This is a genomic window from Aeribacillus sp. FSL M8-0235 (genome assembly GCF_038000355.1).
GTDB classification, from domain to species: Bacteria; Bacillota; Bacilli; order Bacillales; family Aeribacillaceae; genus Aeribacillus; species Aeribacillus composti.
Genome location: NZ_JBBOBW010000001.1, coordinates 1,003,056 through 1,028,337, shown reverse-complemented (window position 1 = coordinate 1,028,337; position 25,282 = coordinate 1,003,056). Strand labels below are relative to the sequence as shown.

General features: G+C 38.2%; 30 protein-coding genes and 1 riboswitch. Of the genes, 11 read left to right on the top strand and 19 right to left on the bottom strand.

What is annotated here, in order from left to right; all coding sequences use genetic code 11:
- Positions 1-67 precede the first annotated feature (67 nt).
- Together lepB and NSQ71_RS05175 are read right to left on the bottom strand one after the other, a co-directional pair.
- Positions 68-574, bottom strand: coding sequence for a signal peptidase I (gene lepB / locus NSQ71_RS05180; RefSeq protein ID WP_063386623.1), 507 nt, complete (start codon positions 572-574; stop codon positions 68-70).
- A gap of 10 nt (positions 575-584) precedes the next feature.
- Positions 585-1,202, bottom strand: a complete 618-nt coding sequence (locus tag NSQ71_RS05175; RefSeq protein ID WP_327848359.1) for a TVP38/TMEM64 family protein — start codon at positions 1,200-1,202, stop codon at positions 585-587.
- A gap of 153 nt (positions 1,203-1,355) precedes the next feature.
- Here NSQ71_RS05175 and NSQ71_RS05170 point away from each other — a divergent pair, with 153 nt between their 5' ends.
- A complete protein-coding gene (locus NSQ71_RS05170; RefSeq protein WP_063386621.1) occupies positions 1,356-1,736 on the top strand; it encodes a hypothetical protein in 381 nt (126 codons plus the stop codon).
- 181 nt (positions 1,737-1,917) lie between these two features.
- Here the strand turns inward: NSQ71_RS05170 and NSQ71_RS05165 are convergent, their stop codons facing one another.
- A complete protein-coding gene (locus NSQ71_RS05165; protein WP_082829581.1) occupies positions 1,918-2,490 on the bottom strand; it encodes a competence protein ComK in 573 nt (190 codons plus the stop codon).
- Positions 2,491-2,720: 230 nt separating this feature from the next.
- Here NSQ71_RS05165 and NSQ71_RS05160 point away from each other — a divergent pair, with 230 nt between their 5' ends.
- The gene (locus NSQ71_RS05160; RefSeq protein ID WP_063386620.1) at positions 2,721-2,942 is read left to right on the top strand and encodes an IDEAL domain-containing protein; all 222 of its coding nucleotides are present in this window, start codon (positions 2,721-2,723) and stop codon (positions 2,940-2,942) included.
- Positions 2,943-3,010: 68 nt separating this feature from the next.
- On the opposite strand, the gene aceA is transcribed toward NSQ71_RS05160, so the two are convergent.
- Both aceA and aceB read right to left on the bottom strand, forming a co-directional pair.
- The gene (gene aceA, locus NSQ71_RS05155; RefSeq protein WP_339194632.1) at positions 3,011-4,294 is read right to left on the bottom strand and encodes an isocitrate lyase; all 1,284 of its coding nucleotides are present in this window, start codon (positions 4,292-4,294) and stop codon (positions 3,011-3,013) included.
- Between the two features lie 29 nt (positions 4,295-4,323).
- Positions 4,324-5,886: a malate synthase A gene (gene aceB, locus NSQ71_RS05150; RefSeq protein WP_412674458.1), complete on the bottom strand. Its 1,563-nt coding sequence runs from the start codon at positions 5,884-5,886 to the stop codon at positions 4,324-4,326.
- A gap of 418 nt (positions 5,887-6,304) precedes the next feature.
- On the opposite strand from aceB, the gene NSQ71_RS05145 reads away from it, so the two are divergent.
- Positions 6,305-7,756, top strand: coding sequence for a YfcC family protein (locus tag NSQ71_RS05145; RefSeq protein WP_339194629.1), 1,452 nt, complete (start codon positions 6,305-6,307; stop codon positions 7,754-7,756).
- Between the two features lie 101 nt (positions 7,757-7,857).
- Here the strand turns inward: NSQ71_RS05145 and ytpR are convergent, their stop codons facing one another.
- From ytpR to NSQ71_RS05120, 5 genes are all read right to left on the bottom strand, one after another.
- On the bottom strand, positions 7,858-8,463 hold the full coding sequence (gene ytpR / locus NSQ71_RS05140; RefSeq protein WP_063386617.1) for a YtpR family tRNA-binding protein: 606 nt from the start codon (positions 8,461-8,463) through the stop codon (positions 7,858-7,860).
- Complete coding sequence (locus tag NSQ71_RS05135) at positions 8,460-9,278, bottom strand: DUF1444 domain-containing protein (protein WP_063386616.1); 819 nt, start codon at positions 9,276-9,278, stop codon at positions 8,460-8,462. Before NSQ71_RS05135 ends, ytpR begins: the two co-directional genes overlap by 4 nt.
- Positions 9,279-9,311: 33 nt before the next feature.
- On the bottom strand, positions 9,312-9,629 hold the full coding sequence (locus NSQ71_RS05130; protein ID WP_063386615.1) for a thioredoxin family protein: 318 nt from the start codon (positions 9,627-9,629) through the stop codon (positions 9,312-9,314).
- 92 nt (positions 9,630-9,721) lie between these two features.
- Complete coding sequence (locus tag NSQ71_RS05125) at positions 9,722-10,243, bottom strand: DUF84 family protein (protein WP_311067012.1); 522 nt, start codon at positions 10,241-10,243, stop codon at positions 9,722-9,724.
- Positions 10,244-10,267: 24 nt separating this feature from the next.
- Positions 10,268-11,341 (bottom strand): M42 family metallopeptidase, encoded by a 1,074-nt coding sequence (locus tag NSQ71_RS05120; protein WP_063386613.1) that lies wholly within the window; start codon positions 11,339-11,341, stop codon positions 10,268-10,270.
- 145 nt (positions 11,342-11,486) lie between these two features.
- Here NSQ71_RS05120 and NSQ71_RS05115 point away from each other — a divergent pair, with 145 nt between their 5' ends.
- Together NSQ71_RS05115 and NSQ71_RS05110 are read left to right on the top strand one after the other, a co-directional pair.
- Positions 11,487-11,801 (top strand): PepSY domain-containing protein, encoded by a 315-nt coding sequence (locus NSQ71_RS05115; RefSeq protein WP_063386612.1) that lies wholly within the window; start codon positions 11,487-11,489, stop codon positions 11,799-11,801.
- A 49-nt stretch (positions 11,802-11,850) separates the two neighbouring features.
- Positions 11,851-12,633 (top strand): arginase family protein, encoded by a 783-nt coding sequence (locus tag NSQ71_RS05110; protein WP_339211130.1) that lies wholly within the window; start codon positions 11,851-11,853, stop codon positions 12,631-12,633.
- Between the two features lie 120 nt (positions 12,634-12,753).
- Here the strand turns inward: NSQ71_RS05110 and trmB are convergent, their stop codons facing one another.
- Positions 12,754-13,395, bottom strand: coding sequence for a tRNA (guanosine(46)-N7)-methyltransferase TrmB (trmB, locus tag NSQ71_RS05105; protein ID WP_063386610.1), 642 nt, complete (start codon positions 13,393-13,395; stop codon positions 12,754-12,756).
- Between the two features lie 118 nt (positions 13,396-13,513).
- Between trmB and NSQ71_RS05100 the strand changes: the two genes are divergently transcribed.
- The gene (locus tag NSQ71_RS05100; RefSeq protein ID WP_063386609.1) at positions 13,514-13,792 is read left to right on the top strand and encodes a YtzH-like family protein; all 279 of its coding nucleotides are present in this window, start codon (positions 13,514-13,516) and stop codon (positions 13,790-13,792) included.
- On the opposite strand, the gene NSQ71_RS05095 is transcribed toward NSQ71_RS05100, so the two are convergent.
- From NSQ71_RS05095 to thpR, 5 genes are all read right to left on the bottom strand, one after another.
- Positions 13,776-14,570, bottom strand: coding sequence for a phosphotransferase family protein (locus tag NSQ71_RS05095; RefSeq protein ID WP_340734404.1), 795 nt, complete (start codon positions 14,568-14,570; stop codon positions 13,776-13,778). The two genes, NSQ71_RS05100 and NSQ71_RS05095, sit on opposite strands and share 17 nt — an antisense overlap.
- Positions 14,571-14,768: 198 nt before the next feature.
- Positions 14,769-15,533, bottom strand: coding sequence for an NERD domain-containing protein (locus NSQ71_RS05090; protein WP_130157150.1), 765 nt, complete (start codon positions 15,531-15,533; stop codon positions 14,769-14,771).
- A 24-nt stretch (positions 15,534-15,557) separates the two neighbouring features.
- Positions 15,558-16,244, bottom strand: coding sequence for an LrgB family protein (locus tag NSQ71_RS05085; RefSeq protein ID WP_186439324.1), 687 nt, complete (start codon positions 16,242-16,244; stop codon positions 15,558-15,560).
- 9 nt (positions 16,245-16,253) lie between these two features.
- Entirely contained in the window at positions 16,254-16,631 is a 378-nt protein-coding gene (locus NSQ71_RS05080) for a CidA/LrgA family protein (RefSeq protein ID WP_311067008.1), read from the bottom strand.
- Between the two features lie 24 nt (positions 16,632-16,655).
- Positions 16,656-17,210 (bottom strand): RNA 2',3'-cyclic phosphodiesterase, encoded by a 555-nt coding sequence (gene thpR, locus NSQ71_RS05075; RefSeq protein WP_094245297.1) that lies wholly within the window; start codon positions 17,208-17,210, stop codon positions 16,656-16,658.
- A 126-nt stretch (positions 17,211-17,336) separates the two neighbouring features.
- Between thpR and cysK the strand changes: the two genes are divergently transcribed.
- The 3 genes from cysK to NSQ71_RS05060 all read left to right on the top strand — a co-directional run bounded on the left by cysK (position 17,337) and on the right by NSQ71_RS05060 (position 19,129).
- Positions 17,337-18,269 (top strand): cysteine synthase A, encoded by a 933-nt coding sequence (gene cysK / locus NSQ71_RS05070; RefSeq protein ID WP_340733179.1) that lies wholly within the window; start codon positions 17,337-17,339, stop codon positions 18,267-18,269.
- Positions 18,270-18,321: 52 nt separating this feature from the next.
- Positions 18,322-18,422, top strand: a riboswitch (guanidine-I (ykkC/yxkD leader).
- A 57-nt stretch (positions 18,423-18,479) separates the two neighbouring features.
- Positions 18,480-18,818 (top strand): DMT family transporter, encoded by a 339-nt coding sequence (locus NSQ71_RS05065; protein WP_130157146.1) that lies wholly within the window; start codon positions 18,480-18,482, stop codon positions 18,816-18,818.
- A complete protein-coding gene (locus tag NSQ71_RS05060; RefSeq protein ID WP_130157144.1) occupies positions 18,815-19,129 on the top strand; it encodes a DMT family transporter in 315 nt (104 codons plus the stop codon). The genes NSQ71_RS05065 and NSQ71_RS05060 overlap by 4 nt, the downstream gene beginning before the upstream one ends.
- A 7-nt stretch (positions 19,130-19,136) precedes the next feature.
- Here NSQ71_RS05060 and pepV read toward each other — a convergent pair whose 3' ends face one another.
- Positions 19,137-20,531 carry a dipeptidase PepV gene (gene pepV, locus NSQ71_RS05055; protein WP_340733178.1) on the bottom strand — a complete coding sequence of 465 codons (1,395 nt, stop codon included), beginning with the start codon at positions 20,529-20,531 and terminating at the stop codon, positions 19,137-19,139.
- 159 nt (positions 20,532-20,690) lie between these two features.
- On the opposite strand from pepV, the gene NSQ71_RS05050 reads away from it, so the two are divergent.
- Positions 20,691-21,992: an NCS2 family permease gene (locus NSQ71_RS05050; RefSeq protein ID WP_063386600.1), complete on the top strand. Its 1,302-nt coding sequence runs from the start codon at positions 20,691-20,693 to the stop codon at positions 21,990-21,992.
- 536 nt (positions 21,993-22,528) lie between these two features.
- Here NSQ71_RS05050 and NSQ71_RS05045 read toward each other — a convergent pair.
- The gene (locus NSQ71_RS05045) at positions 22,529-23,299 is read right to left on the bottom strand and encodes a trypsin-like serine peptidase (protein ID WP_144596680.1); all 771 of its coding nucleotides are present in this window, start codon (positions 23,297-23,299) and stop codon (positions 22,529-22,531) included.
- Positions 23,300-23,807: 508 nt separating this feature from the next.
- Entirely contained in the window at positions 23,808-24,074 is a 267-nt protein-coding gene (locus tag NSQ71_RS05040; protein ID WP_066249485.1) for a hypothetical protein, read from the bottom strand.
- A gap of 897 nt (positions 24,075-24,971) precedes the next feature.
- Between NSQ71_RS05040 and NSQ71_RS05035 the strand changes: the two genes are divergently transcribed.
- Entirely contained in the window at positions 24,972-25,193 is a 222-nt protein-coding gene (locus NSQ71_RS05035) for a DeoR family transcriptional regulator (RefSeq protein ID WP_063386591.1), read from the top strand.
- The last annotated feature ends 89 nt before the right edge of the window (positions 25,194-25,282 follow it).

Below are 25,282 nucleotides of genomic sequence, written 5' to 3'. Positions count from 1 at the left end.
ACTGTAAATGGTTTTGAAAATCCATCGATTCGGACAATCCGAATTTCCAACTAATAGGAATCATCGTTTACGGTTTTACCTCTCCGATCACATTTTTTTCATGAACAAAGCCAAAATGCCGGCTGTCCCTGCTGTTTAACCGATTGTCGCCAATGACAAAAATACATTTTTCCGGCACCGCTTCTTTTCCAGTTATTTCTTTTAATGTAAAATTCCCTGTGATCGGATTTCCATATACTTTTTCTTTATTTTTCTTTAAAAATGGTTCCGGTACATATTTCCCATTCACATATAATTTATCGTTTCGATATTCAATTTTTTCTCCTGGAAGGCCGATGACCCTTTTAACCAAAACTTGCTTTTCGCCGGGCATCTGAAACACGACAATGTCAAACCGTTCAATTTTATTAAACCGATTCGTCAATTTATTTATATAAAAATGATGGCCTTCTTTTAAGGTGGGCTGCATCGATACGCCATCAACAGTGTACGCGGCAAACGCAATATTTTTAATTAAAACGGTTGATAAAAGAGCTGAAGTGACGATTCCCGCAATAACTCGTTTTTTCCTCACGGCTCTTCACCTACTTTTTATCTTTTCGTTTAATTAACGAAACATTTAAACGCTGCTCAATCCTTTTTCCGATAAACCACATGAGCGCCATCACAACAAACACAATGATCAACCGGGCGGGCTCTTCAATCAGCTCCCGTAAATCATACCCTGATAAGCTAAGCATAAAAATCATCACGAGCTTCCCTGATAAAACAGCGAGCGCAAACTGCCACACATTGATTTTGGAAAGGCCGGCTACTACATTTACAAGCGCAGAAGGCGTAAAAGGGAAACAGAGCATTAAAAATAAAGGAGCAAAGCCGTGCCGTTCGACCCAGTTCATCATTCGTCTTACTTTTTCATGTCTGCTTAAAAAATTTAAAAAACGCTTCCGGCCAAACTTTCGCACTAAAAAAAACACGAGCAATGCGCCTGCCGATGAACCGATCCACGAGTACAAAAAGCCGAACCAAAGTCCAAATGAATTAGCGTTCGCAATTACAAACAGAATAAGAGGCAAGAACGGAAAAAAAGCCTCAAGCATCGGAAGCAGAATCCCTGGGAGAGGTCCGAGCGCTCGGTATTCTTTAAAGATTCGTTCAACATCTTCTAATGTAATGGAATCGAAAAATGCAATGACATCCATATCTTAACTCCTTACTTCAACATCTCCTTTTATTTTACACCTTTTGAGCATAAGTTGAAAAATTTTGCCGAAAAAAATTAATTGAAATGATTTATTTTCCTGTTTTATAATAAAAAACAGAACATACGTTCCTTTTGAAGCGAGGTATTCCCTATGTCGAAAATACCAACCGACATTCGCCATTTGATTGAACAGTCGATCTACTTACCGATGACTGCTACGGTGCTGAACAAAGACATGAATGTCGTAAAAAAAAGTCCATTCAAGCTGAAAGATCCTTATTTGCATCTAATTGAAGAGGCGTTAAAGCTTGTACAAAAAGATTTGGCAGAGGTTCGCAAAGAATTGCGCAGACAAAAGGTGAAAGTTTTAAAAGCCAAACAGGATGAAGCATTCACAACGTACACTTTCTACTATAACGGCTACGAAGAACACCACAGCTACTTCAATCCAAGAATCCGAAATAAAGTAAATGAACTGATTGAACATTATTTGTTTAAAACTGAAAAAAAATCTGGCATTCCAACCTCTTAGACTTTTTATCTTAAAAGAAAGACAACGGCCAAACCGTTCGCTACAGAAGATGAGGGAACAGGACTATTTGTTTCGCCCGTTGAATGCCTGTCCCCTTATAACAGAAAAAATGAAATCTCCCCCATTTTCTAACACGGAAAAAAGCACGCAAATTGACAGCTTGCGTGCCGGAAGATAAAGCTTATCCATCTTCTTTTCTGAATTCGCGAACGAGCTGTTCATAAATATATGCATGCTGCTCCTTCGGAAAAAGGATTGTGTTCATGCGGCGCTGCTCCTGCTCAATTCTTGAAGAGATAATCGTTCGAAGATGTGCCGTTTTATAAAATTGATGGGAAAAAGAAGATGGAGATATGTCAGCAACTATTTTCTGACCGTTACGGAATATGACTTCCGTACAATTCGAATCTGTTTTCATAAAGCGGGAAATGTGGGAATGGGAAAACCAGGCGCACTGATGCCTTGCGGGTGAATGAGTAGGAAAAAAATAAAGGGAATTGGCAGGATCAATGACAATCGGAAGCTTTTTTGTTATGCCAAGCAGCCCTTTTGATCCTTCAACTCTTCCTTTAAAGCTTGAACCATAATAACGGCAGCTTTGATCAATAACATAAACAGGTCGAATAGGTACTATGCGCTCTCCGCTAGTTTCCAAAATTTTAGCGTACAAGTGATGTTCTTTTCTAAAAGGCAAAATTGCCATTGTTTCCCCATTTACAATACATTTTTCTGCCTCAAACTGCTTCGTACTCACTAGAATTCTTACCTCCTAATTTTTTCTATATAATAGTTCTTTTTCACTGATTCAAATCTATCATAAAAATTCCAAAATTTCTATATTTTTTTAAAATTTTTTAAATACAAAGCATTAGATCAAGGTAAGATGTTATTGTTAATATAATTTTTCTAAAAATTACAAATTATAAGTTGATTTTTCCTTCCGAAATCCATATAATATAAAAAAGGCATCAGAGGTGATGGGTTATGGAAAACCGGAAATCTTATTCCGAACTGATGAAGACCCGTTCTGTGAAGGAAAATCCAGAAAACTTCATGATGGATGTATACATCCAAATGATTCTGGACGAAGCATGGTTCAATCATCGAAAAAAAATGCTGGAAGACAAAATTAATGATGCTCTGGACCGAAAAGATAGAGAAAAATTTATGGAGCTATCCAAAGAATATGCGAAATGGGTGCGTTAAATGATAAAAAAAGCCAATCCCAGAGGATTGGCTCAATCTATGTGAAGGTAATGATTATGGCCAGTCAATTAAGCTGTGGTAAATTGTTCAGCTTCCGTAGACCCTTTTAAAGCGGTTGTAGAAGAAGTACCTCCAGTAATCACTTGGGCAACCTCATCAAAATAACCAGTTCCAACCTCCCTCTGATGCCGTGTTGCTGTATAACCATACTGTTCGCTTCTAAATTCGGCTTGCTGAAGTTCAGAGTAGGCAGCCATTCCATGATCTTTATACTTGCGTGCAAGTTCAAACATGCTGTAATTCAATGCATGGAATCCAGCTAAAGTAACGAATTGGAACTTGTAGCCGTAAGAAGCAATTTCCTTTTGGAAACGTGCGATAGTATCGTCATCAAGCTTTTTCTTCCAATTAAAGGAAGGTGAGCAGTTATATGCCAATAACTTGCCTGGGAATTCTTTATGAATAGCCTCAGCAAACTTCCGTGCTTCTTCCAAATTAGGTTCAGATGTTTCACACCAAATCATGTCTGCGTATGGCGCATATGCCAAACCTCTAGCAATTGCTTGATCAAGACCAGCGCGAGTGCGGAAAAATCCTTCCTGTGTCCGTTCCCCAGTAATAAACTCTTTATCCCTGTCATCGATGTCGCTTGTGATCAAATCAGCCGCATTGGCATCAGTACGAGCAATGATAACAGTCGGAACATTCATCACATCAGCAGCCAGTCTTGCAGCAATCAAATTGCGAATAGCTGTTTGTGTCGGGAGCAAAACTTTTCCGCCTAAATGGCCGCATTTTTTCTCAGAAGACAATTGATCCTCGAAGTGAACAGCAGCTGCTCCTGCTTCAATCATCGCCTTCATCAATTCAAAAACGTTCAACTGACCGCCAAATCCAGCTTCAGCATCCGCAACAATTGGAACGAACCAATCAATTGAATGATCCCCTTCCATATGATGGATCTGATCTGCCCGCTGCAAAGCTTGATTAATCCGCTTTACGACATGCGGCACACTGTTAGCAGGATACAAGCTTTGATCCGGATACATTTGCCCCGCAAGATTAGCATCTGCTGCCACTTGCCAGCCGCTTAAGTAAATTGCTTTTAATCCGGCTTTTACTTGTTGGACAGCTTGATTTCCTGTCAAAGCTCCGAGGGCATTTACGTATTCCTCAGTTTTCATTAAATTCCAAAATTTTTCTGCTCCTCTTCTGGCAAGAGTATATTCGATTTCAATGGAACCTCTAAGCTTCAACACATCTTCAGCCGAATAAGGGCGTGTAATCCCTTTCCAGCGTTCATCTTTCTCCCAGCTTTCTTGCAATTGTCTCGCTTTTTCTTGTAATGTCATCTTTTCTCTCCCCTTTTTTGAAATATTTTTTAATTTAATCTTTCATAGCCTGGAAGCGTCAGAAAATCTACGAATTCATCATTTCTCACAAGCTCATCAAACAATTTCGCCGCTTCATCAAAACGCCCTTTTTGATAGGCTTCTTCACCAAACTCTTGTTTTATTTTTTCCAGCTCTTCCTGCTTAATTTTTTCATAAAGCTCTATTGTAACCTTCCGTCCGTCCTCCAACACCCCCTTTGGATGACGAATCCATTGCCATACCTGTGCCCTTGAAATTTCTGCCGTTGCAGCATCCTCCATCAAATTGTGGATAGGTGCAGCTCCTCTTCCAGAAAGCCATGATGCAAGATAACGAATGCCGACATCAATGTTCGTTCTTAATCCTTGCTCTGTAATTGTTCCTTCCGGGACTTCAAGAAGCTGTTCTGCTGAAATCTCAACATCTAGCTGTTTATCAATCTGGTTAGGTTGTTTCATATATTGGTCAAAAATTTCTTTGGCAACCGGTACAAGCGCAGGATGTGCCACCCATGTGCCATCGTGTCCATCTTTCGCTTCCCGCTCTTTATCAGCGCGCACTTTTTGGAACGCCTCTTCATTTTTCACCGGATCATCTTTAACCGGAATTTGCGCTGCCATTCCTCCAATGGCATGAACGTTCCGGCGATGGCACGTTTTAATCGCGAGCAGAGAATACGCCCTCATAAACGGAACCGTCATCGTTACTTGCGCCCGATCAGGTAAAATGACGTTTTGATCGTTTCGGAATTTTTTCAGATAGCTGAAAATATAATCCCATCTGCCGCAATTCAATCCAGCTGAATGCTCTTTCAGCTCGTATAATATTTCGTCCATTTCAAACGCGGCCAATATCGTTTCAATCAGAACGGTCGCTTTAATCGTCCCCCGCTTTACCCCCAATTCATCTTGCGCGAAACAGAAAACATCGTTCCACCATCTGGCTTCTAAGTGGCTTTCCAGCTTCGGCAAATAAAAGTAAGGTCCGCTTCCTCTTTTGATCAGTTCTTTTGCATTGTGGAAGAAATAAAGGCCAAAATCAAACAGACTGCCTGAAATCCGTTTTCCGTCCAATAGGACATGTTTTTCTTCTAGATGGAGTCCTCTCGGCCGCACGATCAGCGTTGCCGTTTCTTCATTCAGCTTATATACCTTTCCGTTTTCATTCACATATTCAATCGTTTTGTTGACCGCATCCCTTAAGTGAATTTGTCCTTCCACAATATTTTCCCAAGTCGGTGATGTGGCATCTTCAAAGTCCGCCATAAAAACTTTTGCGCCTGAATTTAAGGCATTGATAATCATTTTCCGGTCGACAGGTCCAGTAATTTCAACTCTGCGATCCTGCAAATCTTTTGGAACAGGCGGTATCGTCCAGTCCCCTTTTCGAATATGTTCCGTCTCCTTTAAAAACGACGGCTTCTCCCCTTCATTAATTCGCCTTTCCCGTTCTTTCCTCAGTTCAAGCAGCTCGATTCTTCTTGAACCAAATGTTTGTTCAAGCTTTTCAACGAACTGAAGGGCTTCGTTCGTTAAAATCTCCCTGTAAGAAGGCAGAAGAGTTCCCTTCACTTCCAGCCTAGATGCTGCACTAGCCTTCACGTTTCCTCACCTACCTTGTTATAAAACAGTTTTTAAATTACATTTTTAATATATAACAGATTAATACAGATTGGAAGACTTTTTTGAAAATTCGTTGTTTTCGTTTTCTTATCACATTCAATAAGTTTTTATTAACTTCCCTTTTTCGCTCGTACATCCGATCCATACCTCTATCTCAATCAGCACTTTTTGAAAACTTAAATAATTTTATGTTATTTTTTATAACATGATTTCGTTTTTCAAATTAAAATAATTGTAAAATTTAATAGATTTTACAAAAAAATAGTTGATTTTCAGTGAAAATAACCAATGACAGAATAGCTACCACAAATTATTATGTTATAAAAACGAACATAAAGTGTCACAAACAGAGGAGGAGGGATAAAAAATGGAAGCTGAAAAAGGTGTAAAAAATGCAGCTTTTATTAATCAAAAACCACAATTGGAGAAAAAGAAATTAAGAATGCCTCATATTTATGTCATATTGTTTGTTTTAATAATTCTTGCTACAGCCGCTACTTATTTTGTACCTGCTGGCGTTTATGAACGTATTCCAGGACCTGAAGGAAGAACAACGATTGATCCAAACTCATTTGATTTTGTTGAAGCAGCACCTGTAAGTCCTGTTGAATTTATGATGGCAGTCCCAAAAGGATTAGTTGCAGCAAGTGATGTCGTTTTTTTCACTTTGATCATCGGCGGTACATTTGCCGTTATTCGAAAAACAGGACTTATAGAAATAGGAGTAGAGAAACTAGCAAAAACATTTGCTTCCAATGGTATTGTGTTAATTCCAGTTTTAATGACTGTATTCGCAATTATATGCAGTTTAATTGGAACGCAAGAACTTAGTTTAGTTTATATACCTGTAATTCTCCCCCTATTTATTGCTTTAGGATTTGATTCAATGGTGGCGGCGGCGGTTGCTTTAGTTGCAACTACTGCTGGTTTTATGACAGGCTTTCTTAACCCGATTAATACTGGTTTAGGTCAAAAAATTGCAGGACTTCCAATATACTCAGGTATAGAATTTCGCATAGCGGCTTTCGTTGTCTTTGTTTTAGCAGGAATGATTTACATTATGCAATATGCTAAAAAAGTTAAAAAGAATCCTGAAGCAAGCTTAGTATATAAAGACGATCATGCTAAAAGGAATATGTACTTCAATCAATCTGTATCCAAAAGGAATGAAATGAATAAAAAACAAAAAGCTGCTTCTTTTGCCTTGTTATCCTTTTTTGTCTTATTAGTGTACGGTGTTTTAACTCAAGGCTGGTTTATGTTAGAAATGGCTGGACTGTTCATTATAATGGGTGTGGTTGTAGGTCTGATCGCTGGATTAACATTAAACGATATTTGCGAAGCATTTAATGACGGTTTTCGTGAAGTTTTAGTTGGGGCAATCATTGTTGGTATTGCCAGAGCAGTATCAGTAGTTATGGAAGACGGACAAATAATGGACACCATTGTCCATACACTAGGAACGATAGTAGGCGAAATACCAGGAACATTTAGTGTCATCGGGATGTTTATTGTCCAAATGCTATTTAGCTTTTTAATTCCGTCAGGCAGCGGACAAGCATTAGTTACTATGCCGATTTTAGCTCCGCTTTCTGATTTAATCGGAGTTACGAGACAAACAGCTGTTTTGGCCTACCAATTTGGAGACGGGCTAGGCAACATATTATTTCCAACTTCAGGATATTTTATGGCTGCACTAGCACTAGCTGGAGTTTCATGGCAAAAATGGGTTCGCTTTTATGTACCATTATTTTTAATTTGGTTTGGATTATCTGCTATTTTCCTGATCACCGCTCATTTCATTCAGTGGAACGGTTGAATCATGATTTAAAATGAGTCAAAAATTAATAAATCATCATATAAAAAACACGCGGCAAACAAAATGTTTTCCGCGTGTTTTTTTGAAATTTTATCGCATTTTTACTTAAAAAACGGCTCCCCTGGCTTTCGACTATCTTCCAATACAAGAATCCCTTTTTCTTTTGGTGCATTGGGCAGGTTTAATTCTTTTGCCGAACAGATCATGCCGCTCGAGGAAATGCCTCTTAGTTCAGCTTCTTTTATCACCATTCCGCTTGGCATAACCGCTCCTACCTTTGCAACAACAACTTTTTGTCCAGCCGCAACATTCGGTGCCCCGCAAACAATTTGAAGCACTTCATCCCCCACATCGACTTTGCATACACTTAATTTGTCAGCGTTCGGATGCTTTTCTTTTTCCAATACATGGCCAACGACAAATTTCGGTGATAAATCCGCCTCCAGCTTATCTGAAAAACCGTTTTGCGCAATTGTTTGATTGATCTTTTCCACCATTTCTGCCGTTACATCTAATTGGCCGTTTCCGTCAAGCGAAAAATAAGAAGTTGCCTGAAAAATGTTGAAGCCTGCTGTTTCATTAGTTTCAGCATCAAATATTTTTACAACATCTCCTTTTCTTTCAAACCGCTTCTGTTCATACGGTATATCTTTTAAAGAGATGATGAGTACATCGCCGATTCCTTCTTTATTGTAAAATACATTCATTGCTTGTCATCGTCTCCTTTCGTCAGTTTTCTGCGGTTTTTTGCCAAAATAAAGATCGGTTCGAGCTTTTTGTTTTCATAAATAAAGGATAAAGCCGTAATCGGCACCCTCCCATTTGTAAAAAAGCTCATCGTTAGCTGTGCCAGCACGTCATAACCCGTTTCATTTCGAATGTCGCCTATGATCAGCACGTCTTGATGAGGGACGCTGACAGTCATATCCCCTTGAACTTTTGATTCATATTCTTTTAAAATTGACTCATTTAAAATCCTGCTGGCATCGTAGCCGTCATTTGAATTAAAAAAATAAAAAACATTGCCTGCGACCTTATCTTCTTTTACTTTTGTCGGCAATGAACGCAAATTAAAGGCAGCCATTTCCTTCAATTGCTGGCGCGTCCAATTCTCCTTCTTCATCATCTGTTCATCAATTAGGCGATACGAATTTCCGAGATCAAGGGCATAATAAATGCGGGTCTCAGCAGTATGATCCTCAAAAATAAGAGGAACGCCATTCGACTCAACCGGAAAGGAAGTTGAGCGAATGACAGGATAAATCTGTTTTTCCTTGCCGCTTAATGCACCTTCATTTTTCATAGCTGAGAGAGACTCGGTTATGTAATAAACGAATTCATCAATCGCTTTTTCTTTTTTTTCGTTCCATTTTGAAATAATACCTGGCAAGGAGAGTGTCAGCCCTTTTTTCAATTCTGGATCTTCGATTCTTAACGTATCCTTTTTTCGATTAAATGAAAAGTGAAATGAGTAATCATTTAACTTCTCTTTTAACAATTCGACCATTTGTTCAGAATTCATAAGGCTGATCATCTCCTTTTTATTTTCTTTATATTAAAGATTTAAGCCATCTAAAAATTGCTGAACTTCCTCTTTTGTTTTCCGATCTTTGCTGACGAAGCGTCCGATCTCTTTTCCCTCGTTAAATGCGATAAAGCTTGGGATGCCAAAAACATTTAATTCTGCACATAAATCGATATATTCATCCCGATCGACATAATAAAATGCGAACTGCGGATTCTCCTTTTCCAATTCAGGAAGATGCGGCTTAATAAACCCGCAATCTGGACACCAATCAGCCGAAAATACAAATAAAGCATTTTTTCCTTTCGTAAGCTCCCAAAAATGATCAACAGATTGAATGTTTTCCATCTCTGCAAGTCTCCTTTTATCTTTTTTCATTGGCATCGTAACAAATCTCAGCAAAAAAAGCTACTAACTCGCATGCCTTTAGCCGATCAAAGTTAATTTTTTTTGGAAAATTGATATTGTCCTATTAACAGCTTCACGATATGTGCAAACATTTCTTTCCGGTCGATAAAGCCGTTTGTAAAGATTCCGATTGCTCCTTCTCGATGTCTCACATTTCTTTTTTTCGCATATGCATCCATTACATCTCCAAGCTCCAAGCCTTTTTTCAACGGCTCAAGAAATTCATTCGGGAGCGGGATTCTCGCCCCTCCAGCAATATATTCATTTCCATCTTTATCAATTAATGCACCCCAATTGCATAAAAACAATCCGCGAGGTGTAACATCCACACCCCCCTCAAGACCAACCGAAAGATCCGGTTTAACTTTTTCAAAGACATTTTTTGCCCGATTTAATGCCCCCTGCAATGTTTCCTCATCGGAAAATGGCTGTGTTGAAACCCCGGATGGAACATCAACTGAGATGAATTCCATGTTCTTCTCTTCCAAAAGAGAAAAGGTCTCCTTCACCGCATTGATTTTCGCCAGGTTTTTCGATCCGATTGCGACATTCATTTTTTCCCTCCGGAATGTTTTATGTTAAACGTTTTGCTTAATCTTTTCAACAGTGGATCGATCGCAAGCTTTTATGAGCTTCACAAGCAATTCTTTTGCTGCTAAATAATCATCGACATGGATCATCGAAGCATGAGTATGAATATATCGGGCGCATATTCCGATTACCGCTGAAGGCACACCGCTGCCAGAAATATGTACTCGGCCTGCATCTGTTCCGCCTTGGGATGTAAAATATTGATATGGAATATTGTTTGTTTCAGCTGTGTCAAGAATAAATTCCCGCATTCCCCGATGAGTGACCATTGTCCGATCATAAATTCTCAGCAGAACTCCTTTTCCAAGCTGACCAAATTCGTTTTTGTCCCCGCTCATGTCGTTGGCAGGACTCGCATCCAATGCAAAAAAGATGTCCGGCTTAATCAAATTGGCGGCCGTTTGCGCTCCCCTTAACCCTACTTCTTCCTGGACAGTCGCTCCAGAATACAAAACGTTTGGCAATGTTTCATCTTTCACTTCTTTCAACAGCTCAATGGCCAGCCCGCATCCATACCTGTTGTCCCAAGCTTTTGCCAAAATTTTTTTCGAATTAGCCATCGGCGTAAACGGGCAGACCGGAACAATTTGCTGTCCTGGCTTGATTCCTATGGCTTCCGCATCTGAGCGATTATCAGCGCCGATATCAATCAGCATATTTTTAATCTCCATCGGCTTTTTCCGAACTTCCTCATTGAGCAAATGCGGAGGGATGGATGCGATCACGCCGATCACCGGACCGCGTTCAGTTATAATTTGCACGCGCTGCGCCAGCAAAACCTGACTCCACCATCCTCCCAGCGGCTGAAAGCGGATCATTCCATTTTCTGTAATAGATGTGACCATAAAGCCTACCTCGTCCATATGGCCTGCAACCATTATAGTTGGTCCATCCTCACTGCCTTTTTTCACTCCAAAAATGCTGCCGAGTTTGTCTTGAACGATCTCATCTGCATATTTTTCTAGCTCTTTGCGCATAAATGAGCGAACAGCGTGTTCATTGCCTGATGCACCCGGCAGCTCTGTTAATGTTTTAAATAAATCCAACGTTTCGTTGTTCATGTTTATATCCCCTTCTTTAGCTTAATTTAGACCATCACGTACACAAAATATGTATAAACTTATTTTAGCGAATGATGAATGTATATTCCACAAATGTAACAAAACTGCGTTATACTAATAGTAAATTGTTTAAGGAGGGAAGATTGTGAAATGGAAAAATTTCCTGATCGGCTTCGCAGCAGGGATTGCCGTCGGATATGTATTAAAAAACGAATATAAAAAGCCGTTTCTTTCGCCGGAAAAAGCACTTGAATCGGTGAAAAAAGCTTTTAAACAAAAAGGCCCGATCAACGGATCCTGGATTTACACCATCCCGCAAGATTATGAAAAAAATGATATATCTTATAAAGTGTATGAGGCAGGAATCAGCCGTTTTTATAAAGGGAAAACTGAACAGTTTGAAGTTATTGTCGATGCATCGAGCGGAACCATTTTACATGTAAATCAGCTTTCCTCTTAACAAGAAACAGAGAAAACAAATTTCTTTGTCTCTTTGGGGAGTGAAAAAAATGGGGATTGTTAAAAAAGGTGTGACGATTTTACATTTTGATGAAACATACCATTATCAAAGAAAATTACAATCGTATTCTCACGAATGCATTGATTTCACTGATTTAGAAGGAACCCGGCTGTTTTGTGACGGACAATCGTTAAAAGTAATAAAAAGAAAGCTGTTGAGCCGCAAGCAAAAAGGAATTACGTTCATCGGCAGCGGCGATTATCACTATGTTACATATCTCCTGTTGAATGAAATAAAACTTCCGTTTACCCTTCTTCTATTTGACCATCATACAGACTTAGACGATTCTGCAATCGGGAGGAACATGCCAATTTCTTGCGGCTCATGGTTATCTTTTGCGCTAAAAGACAATCCTTTTTTAACAAAAGCCATTATCATCGGTCCAAAATGGACAGAAAAACAAGAAATAGAAAAAGTCAAGGTCATCCCGTATACACCTGAAAATCATCCGTATATTTTACAACAAATTCAACAAATACAAAATGATTTTGTTTATATTAGCATCGACAAAGATGTTTTAAAAAAAGGGGAGGCGGTGACAAACTGGGACCAAGGTACAATGAGTGCTGCAACATTGCTTTTTTATTTGCGGACAATATTAAATGAAAAAAAAGTGATCGGCCTCGATGTTTGCGGCGAGGCGCCGCGTAAAAGACTGGCTTTCTCCTTTCTCGAAGATCGAATGACGAATAAAAATGAAACGATAAATCTGAACATTTTAAAAATGTGCTTACGGAATCCTCACGTGTACGAAACAAATCAATTCGCCTAAAGTTTTTGCTTAAGCAAAAGACTGAAGAATGCAGAAGATTCATCCCTCGAAGATTCCATTTTTTATCAAAAAAAACATCCCGCACACTATCGTGCAGGGATGTTTGTCTTTACCGAATTTTCACTTTCGCAATTTCACTTCCGCCCTATAAATCTTTTGTCCTTTTTTGGAAAATTTCTCTTCGTATTCCGTCATTACATTGTCTGTAAAATCACTTTGGTGAAGATCTAAACTTACCCATTTCAATAAAAATCCGTATTCGGAAAAACTGACAAGCGAATATTCAAACAGCCTTTGGTTATCCGTTTTAAAATGAATTTCACCTTCATCAGCTAAAATGCTCTCAAAAATGGAAAGAAAGGAATGATGTGTCAAGCGCCGCTTCGCATGGCGTTTTTTTGGCCAAGGATCTGAAAAATTTAAATAGATTCGCTCAACCTCGCCTTTCGCAAAAATTTCAGCTAACTGGCTCGCATTTACGTTCATAAGCTTTACATTCGGAAGTTCCTCTTCTTTTAATTTTTTTAAAGCCGAGACGAGGACGCTTTCCTGAAGCTCAATGCCGATATAATTAATATGCGGATTTTGCTTCCCCATACCGACAATAAACTGTCCTTTGCCGGTGCCGACTTCTATATGAACGGGATGCTCATTCCCGAACAAATCGTTCCATTTCCCTTTCCATTCAAAAGGCTGCTGTATAACAAATTGGGGATGATTTCTTAAAAAATCTCCGGCCCAAGGCTTATTTCTTAAACGCATATTCCACCTCTGTTTATTTTTTTACTATGTCAAAAGAGCCGTATACTGAACGGCTCTTTATTGTATAGAAATCGAAATGATGTATATTCTAATCAATAAAGAAATGGGGTGAGAATGAATGCAATTGAATTATCGTGATCAACTGATGCTTCTGAAAGATATTTTATCTGAACATGAAAGTGAATGCTGCGGATCAGTAGCGGAATATGAGCAATTAGAGCGCCTCATTCGGTCATTAATGGCCAATGCTGAAGTTAATGATCAGTTAAAGCAATCGCTTGAAACAATATATACTTATTGCCAAAACGGGAAAAATTCCAGCGATATAACCGATTTTATCGCCTCACATCAAGGGCAGTTGACTCAATGGCTTGAGGATATCAATGCCCTTTCCTAAGCAAAGCATTTAAAAATTCCAGCTGCTCCGCCATTTCTTTTTCATTGTTTTTCTTTCTCAAAAAAGAGATGGACAAAATGACTTGAGCTAACATATACCAATGCATGCGAACTTTTAAATCGTCCGTTAAATCAGCTCCGTATTTTTTCAGCCATTCATCCCATTCACTTTCATGAATGTAAGTATATAACAGCATTCCTAAATCAATCGCCGGATCGGCAATCATTGCTCCATCCCAATCGATTAAATACAATTGGTTGTCCTCAGATAAAAGCCAGTTGTTATGATGAATATCACAATGGCAAACAACAGCTTCTTTATGCTGCACCTCTGTCACGTTTTGTTCCAAATAACATAGTGCTTGTCGAATAACCGGAAGCTCCAAAAGCTCCAAATCCGCTGCTTTTTTTACATTTTCGAGCAGCGTTTCAGGCGAGAGCGGCTCTTTTCCTAAACGTTTTAACATATCAAGTAGTTCATACGACCGATGGATTTTCTTTAGGAGCTCCGCAACGTGCTCGTTTTTCATATCTTTCGGTTTTAAACCGCGCCCGTTTAGCCAATGCTGCGCCGTAATCACATCACCGTTTTCCATTCTTTTCGTCCAAACGAGCTTAGGAACAATTCCTTCCGCTGACAAAACAGCTAAAAACGGCGAAGAATTGCGTTTTAAGAACAGTTTTTTTCCATTTTTTTCAGCATAAAAGGCTTCTCCTGTCGCTCCTCCTGCCGGAGATATTTCCCAATCGCTACCTAATACGTCTTCCAACCAATTCACCTTCAATTTCAAGCCCACATTTCGTTAGTAGATTCACCCTGCGCAATAAAAAAGACAGCTATTGAATTGAATGAGATGTTTCCAATAGCTATCCATAATAAATTTTATCTTCTAACAGTCTTTTTCGTCAAGAAAAAGTAAAAACATACCCTCATACTTCCATAAAGAACAACATGTAATCGAACATTTTCAAAAAATTCATTCATTAAATCGTTTTACCGCATTTGTTGCACATGATGCTAAAAGAGCCTTTACAGCTTTTAGTTGCATATTTTTAAAAGGAGAAGGCTGGCGCCGCATATTTTGAAACCAGTCGTCGTAGCTTCTCACATCAATTATTTCAATATCTGCCGGCAGCTCTGAAGCATGTATATATCCCGTTCTGTTTAATAATATTTTTCGAATTGGAAAGTCAACCTCCGCATTTGATAAAATCTGTTTTACTATATTTGCTGTCCGCTCCAATCCGATAATGGGAGATAATATTTTTTTCTCGCCTTGATCGTCCCGTTTCAGCCAAAATTTCTGTTTTGTACCGATTAATACGTTGTTTTCTTTATATTCTAATGCGGTAAGGCATACGATATCTGTTGGCCGAATGATGATAATTTCTCCTTGGACAGAGGCTTTTTTAATAAGAAAAACCGGATAATACATGACAAAATAAGTGTCAGGAAACCGCTGCAAAAAATATTTGAGCAGCGAATCCTTTTCAAAAGCTTCATCCATCGGGGAAATTTCCCGAATGGTAGAGCTTGCCCATACAAGCTGGGAGTTGAAAATCCGATCTAAAAACAATTGTTTTTCACTATCTAAGGTTGAATGAGCAAATTGGATACTCTCAAACCTTTTTTTAATTTCTTCCCACTGTTGTTTTTTCAAGCGGATAAATTGATTGGCATAACGATTTAGATCTATTTCATACCTTGATATATAATCCTCCATTTTAATCAACTGAGCCAAGATCGCGTCATCTCCTCTTTATCTCTACAAAAATAGCTGAACAACGTACGGGCAGATAATGGAAGCAAATATAGCGCTTAACGTCATCGAAATCGAACCGATTGCTCCTTCCAGACTGCCGTATTCTGCTGCCCTCGCTGTGCCAATTCCGTGGGAAGCTGTACCATATCCGATCCCAATAGCAATTGGATGATGTATGCGAAGTAATTTCAATAAATAAGGTCCAAACATCGCACCAAATATTCCTGCTATCATGACATAAACTGCAGCAAGGGTAGGATTACCTCCAATTATGTCTGTGATATCCATAGCTACCGGCGAAGTGACCGATTTGGGCGCAAGCGAAAGAATCAGTTCCTTATCTATTCCGAATAAAACAGCCATCATAATTCCTGAACACAGCCCGATAATCGTGCCGACGACAACGCTCAAAACAATTGATACAGCGTACTTTTTCAATGTTGATCGATGCTTGTACAGCGGGAATGCCAGCGCGACTACGGCAGGGCCTAGAAGCTCATCAATCCATTTTCCTCCATACATGTACGTATGATACGAAATATGAAATGTAATCAATAAACTAATGATGACAAATGTTGAAGTGGCAATCGGAACTAATAATGGAATATGGATTTTATTGTACAATTTAACCATTAGCCAATAAATCAGCACTGTAGCAAGTATCATTAAGATGGAGACTATTATTTTCATAAGCTTTGATCACTCCCATTCTGCCCAGCAGCCTGCTTTTTTTTTGGCAGCGGTCATCTGGCTGACAAAAGATGAAATGGACATCACCAGCACCGTGCTAATAATGACAATGAATACTGTCAAGATACCTTTTGATTGGAACAGCGAAAAATATTCCATCACCCCAACTGTCGCAGGAATAAATAAAAGGGCAAGATGCTTGACTAAAAAAGAGCATCCGTCTTTCACTAAATTTTGAAAAGGCTCGTAATGCAAAAGAGCGAAAAGAATCAACATGCCTATAATGCTTCCTGGAATCATTAAATGAAACAATTTTTGAAGGAACGTGCCAATAACATAAATGACATACAACAAACCTATTTGCCATATCAAATTAAATATTTTCAATTTTTTTACCCCTTACTCCTCTCATTATCCTCCAAGAGGAATTTGTTTGATCGCTTCATATTTAGGCGTTTGGTCAATATTCGTTTGGAATAAAGTAACAGAACCCACATAAAAATGTTCGTTTAACAAATATGGGGCGCTTTTCTCCTCCAAGGAAAATGAAAGCTGTCCTTCCCATTTTCTGGCGACAGTAATATGAGGTCTAAACGGACGTTCATCTAAAGAGAAATCGAAAGCTTTGCACGTATTATAAACTTCATTTCGCAACTGGTATAATAACTCGTTTTCTTTCACGCCTACCCATAAAATTCGCGGATGTTCCCGTTTCCCAAAAATTCCTGCCTCTGAAAGTTCAAGTGAAAAAGACGGAATTTTCCGGCAGGGCTCAAGCAAGCTTTCTGACAGCAAAGCAAGCCTCTTTGCATCAACATTCCCTAAAAACACTAATGTTACATGATAGTCAAAAGGATGGACGTAACGCGAAAAGTGCCACCGATCTTGATTCGCTGATATCCATTTTGTAATACTTTTTGCCGTTTCAATCGGAACATCCAATGCAAGAAAATAATGTTTTTGCATTTTTTTCTATCCTCACTTTCGAACATATTGTAGCAAAAACTGCGCATTCTTTGTATATCCGAGTTTTTCTGTCCGTATAAATTATGATATGATATGGATGGACTATATCAAAAGGAAGTGTTTTGAATGCGCGTAGTTCATAATATCGCTGATTTAATAGGAGAAACTCCATTAGTCAAATTAAACAGAATTAGCCCGAAAAACGGCGCAGATATTTATGTAAAGCTTGAGTATTTTAATCCTACCCGCAGCGTTAAGGACAGAGCTGCTTATAATATGATCGTAGAAGCTGAAAAACAAGGTTTGTTAAAACCGGGAGTTACAATTATTGAACCGACAAGCGGCAACACTGGCATTGGGCTCGCCATGAATGCGGCCGCCAAAGGATATCGGGCAATTATTGTCATGCCGGACACCATGACAGAAGAACGGATCAATTTGCTGAAAGCATACGGAGCTGAAGTTGTATTAACGCCTGGGGACGAGAAAATGCCCGGTGCGATTAAAAAGGCGCAAGAACTGGTAAAGGAAATACCGAACAGTTTCATACCGATGCAGTTTGAAAACCCTGCCAACCCAGATGCCCACCGGAAAACAACAGCTTTAGAAATTGTCGAAGCAATGAAAGAAATAGGAAAACCGCTTTCCGCTTTTGTTGCAACGTCTGGAACAGGAGGAACAATCACCGGCACGGGAGAAACGTTAAAAAAATATTTTCCTGAGATGACCATTCACGTTGTCGAGCCTGCTGGGTCACCTGTTTTATCCGGGGGCAGTCCTGGCAAGCATAAACTTGTCGGAACAAGTCCTGGCTTTATCCCTAAAACATTAAACACGAACATTTATGATGAAATACACAAAGTGAAGGACGATGAAGCGTACGAAATCACCCGCAGACTCGCCAAGGAAGAAGCTATATTAGTGGGACCTTCATCAGGTGCTGCATGTTTTGCCGCAATTCAAGTTGCAAAAAGATTATCTCCTGATGATGTTGTCGTGTGCATGACGGCTGATACAGGCGAACGCTATTTATCAAGCGATTTGTTCTTATTTGAATAACCGATTATAAATTGCCTTCTTGCTGTTTCTGTGAGATAATTGAATCCAATAATGTAAAGTTTTCTAGGGTTCCGCAAGTGCCGTTCGCTTGGACTGGTCCGAGAGAAAACGCACAAATTGCTGTGTACACGGAAGGATAAAAGCCTGGGAGAATGACCTTATGGTTTCTCGCAGGCTTTTTTGATTGTGATGGAAAGGGGGAATTTGTTTATGAATTGGTTTTTAATCGTTGTTTCGGCTATTTTTGAAGTGGCGTGGGTCATCGGCTTAAAGCACTCAGACAATGTTTTGGAATGGATGCTAACCGTGATCTCTATTTGCATAAGTTTTTTGCTGCTTCTTTATTTAACTAAAAAATTGCCGACAGGAACGGTATATACAATATTTGTCGGACTCGGCACTTTAGGAACAATTTTATGTGAGATTATTTTATTCGACGCCCATTTCAGCCCGATGAAAATGGTATTTATTTTGTCGCTAATTTGCGGAATCATCGGGCTGAAATATCAAACAAGCAAATTGGAAGCAAAAGAAGGTGACAAATCTTGAGCTGGATATTTTTAATTATTGCAGGATGCTGCGAAGTCATCGGCGTAACAGGATTAACAAAAGTGAACTCGTCGCCAAGCTTCTCATCCTTCTTTATGCTAATTGGCGGATTTATTTTAAGCTTATATTTTTTATCGCTTTCGATGAATGAAATTCCGATGAGCATTGCCTATGCAGTCTGGACAGGTATCGGCACTGTCGGCAGCACGCTCGTCGGCATGTATGTATTCGATGAACCGAAAGACAAATGGAGAATAACATTTATCGCCTTAATTATCGTTTCTGTTATTGGGCTGAAGCTAGTAGACTAAAGGACACTTATTTGGCTAATTCATAAATCGCTTGAGCGTAGATGGCTGTCGCTTTTAACAGGTCTTCGATATAAATGTATTCGTCTTTTTGATGAGCGATATCTTCCCTTCCCGGAAACAACGGACCAAAGGCGATTCCTGCCTTGAGAGATCTGGCATAAGTGCCGCCGCCGATGCAGATGAGCTCCGCTTTTTGCCCTGTTTGCTCTTCATACACTTTTTTCAATGTTTGAATAAGCGGATGATTTTGTTCTACGTAATGGGGAGCTGAATCGGAAAAGTGAATAAGCTGGCAACCAGCTATTTTTTCTAGTTTTTCTTTAATCTCGCTCCCTTTTTTTGTTACAGGATAGCGGATATTAATGCTAACGGTTTTCTCTTTCCCCTTTTCGTAATGAATAATTCCGACATTCACCGTTAACTCACCGCTTACTTCATCTTGTGTTGAGATATCCAGCTTTTTCCCTCTTGTATCTTGATAAAAATAACGATTAATCCAATCAACAAAGCCTTTTCCTTCGCCATCCAGCGGCAATGCTGACAAAAAATTCGCCAAATAAATCCCGGCATTTTTTCCGTTATCAGGTTCCATCGCATGAGCGGATATCCCTTCAAGCTCGGCGACTGCACCTTCTTCATTTTGATACATTCGACCTTTTAATTGTGATGCTGATAAAAATTGCTTAAAGCTTTTTTCAACCTCTGAGAAATTTTGGACATTTCCAAGCACAGCTTTCGCAAAATCAGGAACCATGTTAAACCGTCTGCCGGAAGAAAAGCTTTTTAACACATATTTTCCTGCTGCATGTTTATTCACGCTGTTCACCGAAAACACTGCATCGATTATCCCTTTTTCTGCATGAATAATTGGAAAATCAGCATCTGGCGCAAATCCGATGTCAGGCATTTCTTCATGCTTAAAGTAATGATGGACACAGCGCCAGTCACTTTCTTCATCAGTGCCAATGATCATTCTCACCCGCTTAGATAACGGAAGACCTAATTCTTTTACAATTTTCATGGCGTAGTATACTGCCATCGTCGGCCCTTTATCATCCAACGCACCGCGGGCATATATTTTCCCATCATGGATCGTTGCGCCGTAAGGATCAAATGACCAGCCGTCCCCTTCTGGCACGACATCAACATGGCAGAGGACGCCGACGATTTCCTTTCCTTTTCCCATTTCAATATGACCGGCATATCCGTCTAAATTTTTGACTTGAAACCCGTCTTTTTCCCCTTTTTGCAAAAGATGTTCTAACGCTTGCTTAATTCCTTTGCCAAACGGTGCTCCAATTTGTTTTGTTTTTTCATCGAGCACACTTTTGATTTGTAGAAATTTTTGTGTTTCTAAAATAATTTCTTCTTTTCTTTTTAACACTTCATCCATCCAGTTCATGATACGTTCGATCCTTTCTTTCTCTTATTATTTAAGTGTAACATAAAGATTCTCTTTTTTTTCAGCAAAAAAATGTGGTTGTCTTCTTGCAAAAAAGTCAAAAAACGAATATTATATATATGTTTTTATAAAATGTTCGTATTTAATTGGAGGTATCATATGTTTAAACTAAAAGAACACGGAACAAATGTTAAAACTGAAATTATTGCCGGTTTAACCACCTTTTTAACAATGGTATATATCGTTGTTGTCAACCCAATTATCTTATCGGAAGCAGGCGTTCCGTTTGATCAAGTGTTTACAGCGACAGTTGTTGCCACGATCATCGGTACTTTATGGATGGCGCTTTCGGCAAATTATCCGATAGCGATCGCTCCAGGTATGGGAATGAACGCATATTTTGCCTATACTGTTGTTGGGGCGGAAAAAGTTAATTATGAAATTGCCTTTTCAGCAGTATTTCTTGCAGGCATCCTGTTTATTATTCTTTCGCTAACTCCGTTTCGTAAACAAATAATCGAAGCCATTCCAAGCAATTTAAAAAATGGAATTACCGCCGGCATCGGTTTATTTATTGCGTTTATCGGACTAAGATTGACCGGGCTGATCACCGATCATCCGCAAAATTTAGTGACTCTTGGGGATCTGCATTCTCCTTCCGTCGTTCTCGCTCTTGTCGGCCTTGCTATAACTCTTATCTTAATGAGCTTGAATGTTCATGGTGCACTTTTTATCGGAATGATTTGTACCGGCATCATCGCATTTTTTACCGGACAATTATCGTTTGACCAAGGAATTGTTTCAATTCCAAAACTGCCGGAAGGCATTATAATCGCCAACCCGATTGATGCAATTGGGGATGTGATTCAACATGGTTTATTTGCAGTCGTCTTTTCCTTTTTATTAGTGACCATTTTTGACACAACTGGAACAATGATCGGCGTTGCCAAACAAGCAGGTTTAATGAAAGGGGATGAAATGCCGAACGCACGTAAAGCCCTTCTAGCTGACTCAATAGCAGCAACAGCAGGGGCTATGCTCGGAACAACTCCGACGAGTGCTTACATTGAGTCTTCTTCAGGAGTAGCTGCTGGCGGTAGAACTGGTTTGACAACTTTAACCGTTGCCGTATTGTTTGGTGTTGCTGCATTTTTCAGTCCGATCGTTGCAGCTGTGTCCGGCATTTCAGCGATTACAGCACCTGCGTTAATTATAGTTGGAAGCTTAATGATGGGCTCAATTGCCGAAATTAATTGGAAAGAAATTGATGAAGCATTTCCGGCCTTTTTAGTCATTTTAAGCATGCCGCTTACATCAAGTATTGCAACTGGAATTGCGCTCGGATTTATCTCTTATCCTCTCATGAAAGTCATGAAAGGAAAATGGAAAGAGGTTCATCCATTTTTGTACATTTTCGCCGTACTATTTTTCATCCAGCTCTTTTTCCTGGGAGGTCATTAATTAAGAGGCTTTCCCAAAAGGAAAATCTATTAAAAATAAAAAATGGATATCGGGCTTTTGAAATTGGAGATGCCTCTCTAAGCTGATATGCACCCCTTAAGGTAGAGCAATCTGTTTTGCCTTAAGGGGAGTTTTTCTATGTATGTCATCCATTCTAAAGTGTCTTTCCATGTATTAAGATTGGACGCAGGCTGCACCTCTATATAGTTGGAACGAACTATTAAATTTGTGGAGCATTAATCATCATAAGGGTTTATCTAGAAATTCAAGTCCTATTAAGTCATAAACGTCGATAGGATTGTCAATAATCCTTACAAACGACTTTTTAGGCAGCCACAGTTAAAATATCATCATGATCGTAACGGTATGAGGTGTAGGTGAACAAGAAAAGGAACGTCCATAAATTTGTAAGTGTGTAAGGGGATCAGAAGAGATAAATGACTTTATTACCGAATAAAGCATAATCTGAGATATTCTATTGAACGTTACACAAAATTCTTGACAGTACCTTTATTTGCAATTTTTTTATTCCCTTCCTATTTTTCTTCTAAATTTTTATTTATAAAATTTTTCATTACCTTATTTACCTTAATTCCTCCATTTAAGCCATTCGTTCTGTAACTTCCTATATGTATTCCTATAACTTCATTTTTACTATTTAAAATCGGAGATCCCGATTGACCTGATGTCGTATCTATATCATAATAAAGATTAAAGATATCTTCGCTCAATACCCTTCCATTCATTTCATATTGTGAGACTGTACCAGTTTCCTCCAGTTTATCAACTGGATAGCCAATAACTTTAATAGGCTTTCCTTTGGTATACTTAATATTTTTAATATCCAACTTTTCTATGTTTTGCCCAATGGGTTTATCTAATTTGATAATGGCATAATCAAATTTAGAATTCCCTGAATGAATATATGGTTCTGGAACAATATATTCTATAGAATCTGCAGATTCAAAAGGAAATTCATCCTTATTTACTCCTGGATATATTGTACTATTTCTATAAAACTGTTTTGTGTCTGGATTATATACACAATGGGCTGCGGTCAAAACCTTATCATCGTCAATAATCGTTCCTGTACAGATTGAGTCAAGAGAGTATATGAAAGAAATAGATGAGTAGGGTTTTTTTTCTGAATTTTCTACTTCAGATCGTTCATCTTTCCCAATAATTGAAAAAGGAGTAATGATTGTATTAATGTTTCCTTCTTTAGCACCCGCATTAATATTGTTATTAAAGAGAAAAATAAATAGAATAGTAAATTTTAAAATAAAAAAACATCGACTATTTTTCATTTTATAAATTCCTTTCACTTATTTGTATTTTGGGATTGCTTATCTTCTCTTTCTATCATTTTCCCAATTGTTCCAATTCCCAAAAAACCAAAATACATAATTGTATAAAAAATTATCTCTGTATCAGAATAGAATTTAACAATATTCATACGTGGTACTGTAATTTTCATATAAAAAATAAATAATGATAACTCGATTATGTGAACGATGAAAATTCCTCCAATTTTATTAAACCCCGTATAATTAACAATAGTTTCCAATAAGATACTTAAAGGAATAAGTAAGATAAATCCAGCAAGTACATTCAAAGATAAAAATATTGGTCCATAAAAACTTAAAAACTCGAAACTAACAATTATACTCGCTACATACTGTAAACCCATTATGAAACATATAATGATAATTAAAACAATTACTATAAATATAGGAACTAAAAAAAAATCTTTTTTCATGTCAACAATTAAAAGCAGAACAGTTGACTGTTCTGCTCCCTCCTTATTTCTTAAGTTTATAATAGAAATGAAACGATAATTTTAGCAATATCATCTGCAACATCTTCTGGTATACCAGCTTTTTGAAGACCTTTAGATATTCCGCTTTCTGTTGTTTTTTCTGCTTTTTCCAGTCCATCGGCTATTTTTAATCGATATTTTTTTATTTTATTAGCTGCTGATTTGCTTAAAGGTGCGAGAGCTTTCTCAAGTACCCATCCACCTGCTCTTAATATTGATGCAAGAACTTTTAATTTAGCTTCTTCATCGACTGAATCTTTCACTACTTTAGATGTTGCTATTTTAGTTGTCTTACTATGAGTAGCTGCCGATGCTCCTATTGGTCCAATTCCTAAGATTAATATACTAAGACTTATTACTGCAGTAACACTTTCGATTTCATAATTTTCATTTTCTTCCCCCTTTCTTTTTAAAATTTTAAAAATTCTATATTATTTTTACCTGAAATTATAACATATAATACCAATAATGTAAATATTTTTCTAATAGCACAACATTAATACTGCCAATTCATCTCTTTATCCATATCCTCCTATCTCAATAAAAATCTATACTTATATCGTAACACGTATCGAGATTCTTCGAGAAAGTTTCACCATCTTAATAGGGCTTATCGTGTTCGTTCTTCTATGCCAAACGCACATTTTTCCTAGACAACAATGTTACATTTTATTTGTACTCTTACTGTAAATGTTATCTAAGTAGTAAAAAGAAATATATCATCATTGAAGTATTTTTATGCATAAGATTTCCAACATTTGTCAGATAAGTTCCTTTCATCTTTTTTATGATCATCAATTTTGACAGCAAAAATTTGCCTTTGCTCATACAACGTTTTTTATTTGCATCTGTATTGCTTAGACAAAGATAATTTGTGAATTTTTGAAAATCTAATCACCAATGGAACCTTTTTTACCGATTGAAGGAATCATCACTTCACTATTTGTCTATTCGACTGGGGTCAGTTCAAGCTGTTAAATCGGCCTATGAGAGGTAAGTATTGTAAATATTATGTGAATTTTATGAACACACTGGAAAGTTTACATGTAAATTGTGTATAATGGAATTGTACCACTTTAGGAGTTTGACATCTAATGCATGGACATTGAAGAGTATGTAGGTTTGTGATTTCGATGCATTAAATGATAGGGAGTGGTTTTTTGAAACCTTCAACAAACCGTATGCTAACCCGAATCAAATCCGTCTACATGTTCATTCATGAAAGGGGTACAGTAACAACTCAAGAGCTTGTCGATGAATTTGGTATTACCCCCAGAACGATTCAGAGGGATTTAAACGTGTTAGCATATAACGATTTAGTGCACAGTCCTGCAAGAGGAAAATGGGCAACAACTAACAAGAAGGTCAAGATGTCATCCTAGCTACTAAAAAAAGAAAATTTGGTTATTCGTTCACATACATATATGGGGCTGATCCAAAAGTTACATAACTTTTGGTCTCAGCCCCTTTT

What these genes read in the sequence shown, in the direction of transcription:
- aceA (WP_339194632.1), bottom strand. Translation starts at nt 4,294, where the DNA reads ATGACATTACAAGAAAAAGCGAGACAATTGCAAGAAAGCTGGGAGAAA.
- NSQ71_RS05100 (WP_063386609.1), top strand. Translation starts at nt 13,514, where the DNA reads ATGCAATTGAATTATCGTGATCAACTGATGCTTCTGAAAGATATTTTA.
- NSQ71_RS05045 (WP_144596680.1), bottom strand. Translation starts at nt 23,299, where the DNA reads ATGAAAAATAGTCGATGTTTTTTTATTTTAAAATTTACTATTCTATTT.
- NSQ71_RS05065 (WP_130157146.1), top strand. Translation starts at nt 18,480, where the DNA reads ATGAATTGGTTTTTAATCGTTGTTTCGGCTATTTTTGAAGTGGCGTGG.
- pepV (WP_340733178.1), bottom strand. Translation starts at nt 20,531, where the DNA reads ATGAACTGGATGGATGAAGTGTTAAAAAGAAAAGAAGAAATTATTTTA.
- ytpR (WP_063386617.1), bottom strand. Translation starts at nt 8,463, where the DNA reads ATGAATGTATTTTACAATAAAGAAGGAATCGGCGATGTACTCATCATC.
- NSQ71_RS05175 (WP_327848359.1), bottom strand. Translation starts at nt 1,202, where the DNA reads ATGGATGTCATTGCATTTTTCGATTCCATTACATTAGAAGATGTTGAA.
- NSQ71_RS05160 (WP_063386620.1), top strand. Translation starts at nt 2,721, where the DNA reads ATGGAAAACCGGAAATCTTATTCCGAACTGATGAAGACCCGTTCTGTG.
- NSQ71_RS05125 (WP_311067012.1), bottom strand. Translation starts at nt 10,243, where the DNA reads ATGAATGTCGCAATCGGATCGAAAAACCTGGCGAAAATCAATGCGGTG.
- trmB (WP_063386610.1), bottom strand. Translation starts at nt 13,395, where the DNA reads ATGCGTTTAAGAAATAAGCCTTGGGCCGGAGATTTTTTAAGAAATCAT.
- cysK (WP_340733179.1), top strand. Translation starts at nt 17,337, where the DNA reads ATGCGCGTAGTTCATAATATCGCTGATTTAATAGGAGAAACTCCATTA.
- NSQ71_RS05085 (WP_186439324.1), bottom strand. Translation starts at nt 16,244, where the DNA reads ATGAAAATAATAGTCTCCATCTTAATGATACTTGCTACAGTGCTGATT.
- NSQ71_RS05145 (WP_339194629.1), top strand. Translation starts at nt 6,305, where the DNA reads ATGGAAGCTGAAAAAGGTGTAAAAAATGCAGCTTTTATTAATCAAAAA.
- thpR (WP_094245297.1), bottom strand. Translation starts at nt 17,210, where the DNA reads ATGCAAAAACATTATTTTCTTGCATTGGATGTTCCGATTGAAACGGCA.
- NSQ71_RS05170 (WP_063386621.1), top strand. Translation starts at nt 1,356, where the DNA reads ATGTCGAAAATACCAACCGACATTCGCCATTTGATTGAACAGTCGATC.
- NSQ71_RS05135 (WP_063386616.1), bottom strand. Translation starts at nt 9,278, where the DNA reads ATGAATTCTGAACAAATGGTCGAATTGTTAAAAGAGAAGTTAAATGAT.
- NSQ71_RS05110 (WP_339211130.1), top strand. Translation starts at nt 11,851, where the DNA reads ATGGGGATTGTTAAAAAAGGTGTGACGATTTTACATTTTGATGAAACA.
- NSQ71_RS05050 (WP_063386600.1), top strand. Translation starts at nt 20,691, where the DNA reads ATGTTTAAACTAAAAGAACACGGAACAAATGTTAAAACTGAAATTATT.
- NSQ71_RS05120 (WP_063386613.1), bottom strand. Translation starts at nt 11,341, where the DNA reads ATGAACAACGAAACGTTGGATTTATTTAAAACATTAACAGAGCTGCCG.
- NSQ71_RS05130 (WP_063386615.1), bottom strand. Translation starts at nt 9,629, where the DNA reads ATGGAAAACATTCAATCTGTTGATCATTTTTGGGAGCTTACGAAAGGA.